Source organism: Fulvivirga imtechensis AK7 (assembly GCF_000331535.1).
GTDB classification, from domain to species: Bacteria; Bacteroidota; Bacteroidia; order Cytophagales; family Cyclobacteriaceae; genus Fulvivirga; species Fulvivirga imtechensis.
In genome coordinates this window covers 1-1,316 of record NZ_AMZN01000119.1, presented here as the reverse complement: position 1 = coordinate 1,316, position 1,316 = coordinate 1, and the positions used below count along the sequence as shown (strand labels likewise).

The 1,316-nt window shown below is 45.4% G+C and carries 1 pseudogene; it reads right to left on the bottom strand.

Annotation, left to right across the window (positions count from 1 at the left end):
- Positions 1-317 precede the first annotated feature (317 nt).
- Positions 318-1,316, bottom strand: a pseudogene (locus C900_RS25945) (CHC2 zinc finger domain-containing protein); the annotation flags it as partial.

Here is a 1,316-nt window from a genome sequence, read left to right as displayed (position 1 = left end):
TGAAGGTAGTAGGGTAGATCGTGGACTATCGAGGGGGAGTAGCCAAGGGTTTGCAGCCAGTATTGAAAATCTTTTTGTAAGCGTTGATGAGCCGGCTTCTTTAGTGGAAGTGATTTCATGGTCCTTTTTATTTTAATATCTCCCGTAGCAAGTCTGGGATGTCCGCTTCGCTACCATATGACGGTTTTACTTTTACCCCTCTTGCTTCTGGTGATGTTATACTGTTATACTGCATTTTTTAGGACTGTTTTCTTGATTTCCTGATCGTATGAGGTGATTAAGTATAACATTGGAGCCGTGTTATACTGATGTTATACTTATGTTATACTTCTTTCTTTTGTCGTAGCTGTACCGTTCCCCGATGGATCGGGGCAGGTCTTCCTGGCTTCTATATCCCTGAGCTTCTGCAATGTGCTGTCCAGGATGTCTATGCCTGATTGCAGATACTGGTATTCATCCCATGCAGCTATTTCATATTCAAAGCCTGTTTTCCTGTTGCCGCCTGTTTGTCTGATATAGCCCCACATTTCAAGCTCTCGTAAATACCTGTTGGCTTTCATGGGATTCATCCTGAACTGCTCCCTGATCTCTCTGCTGTAAAAGGCTTGCCGGTCTTTTGGTCGCCTGCTGATCAGGGCTTTCAGGGCTTCAAAGAAGCTCCTGAGCTGGCCGTTCAGCTCGTCTGATTTTCGCAGCAGGCTTTCTTTTACCAGCCTGTTCGCCCAACTGATATCTTCTAACGTAGTTTCGATATAGGACCCTGATGGGCTGTCGACCTTCGACCGCTGCGCCTGGTGGTAAAAGGTGATGATTTCTATTAATCGCAGGTAGTGCATGTTTGTCCTGAGCTTCTTAAATACGCTGTCGGGGATTTTAAGCTGTGTAGCATATGGATTGATTACTTTGATGGGTTTTAGCAGCCTTTGGGTGTTTTTAAGCAGTTGTTTGGCTATGTTCTGGCTGTTTTCATCCACTAGTCCGGCCTGTAATTTCCTCTGGTAGTCCATAACTTCTTCCATGTGGCCAGCGCCTTCATTGATGTGGAGTAGATAGCTTCTGTTGGCGTTGTCTTCGTAGATCTCTTCTTTGGTGGTGGCCCCTGATACGCAGATCGGGCCTTCTACAGTCAGCACTTTTTGTACGTTGTTGCCTTTGGCATCTTTGTCGGTGGTGAGTTTGGTAATACTCTGCTTGCTCATGAACTCACGCAATGGCAAAAAGGCGTTGTAAACTCCGTCAAGGTCTTCAATCAGCAGGACTTTGTTTTTCCAAAAGTCTCTGGTAGAGTAGTAAAGGGTGTTTTCTGTTAAGCTGGT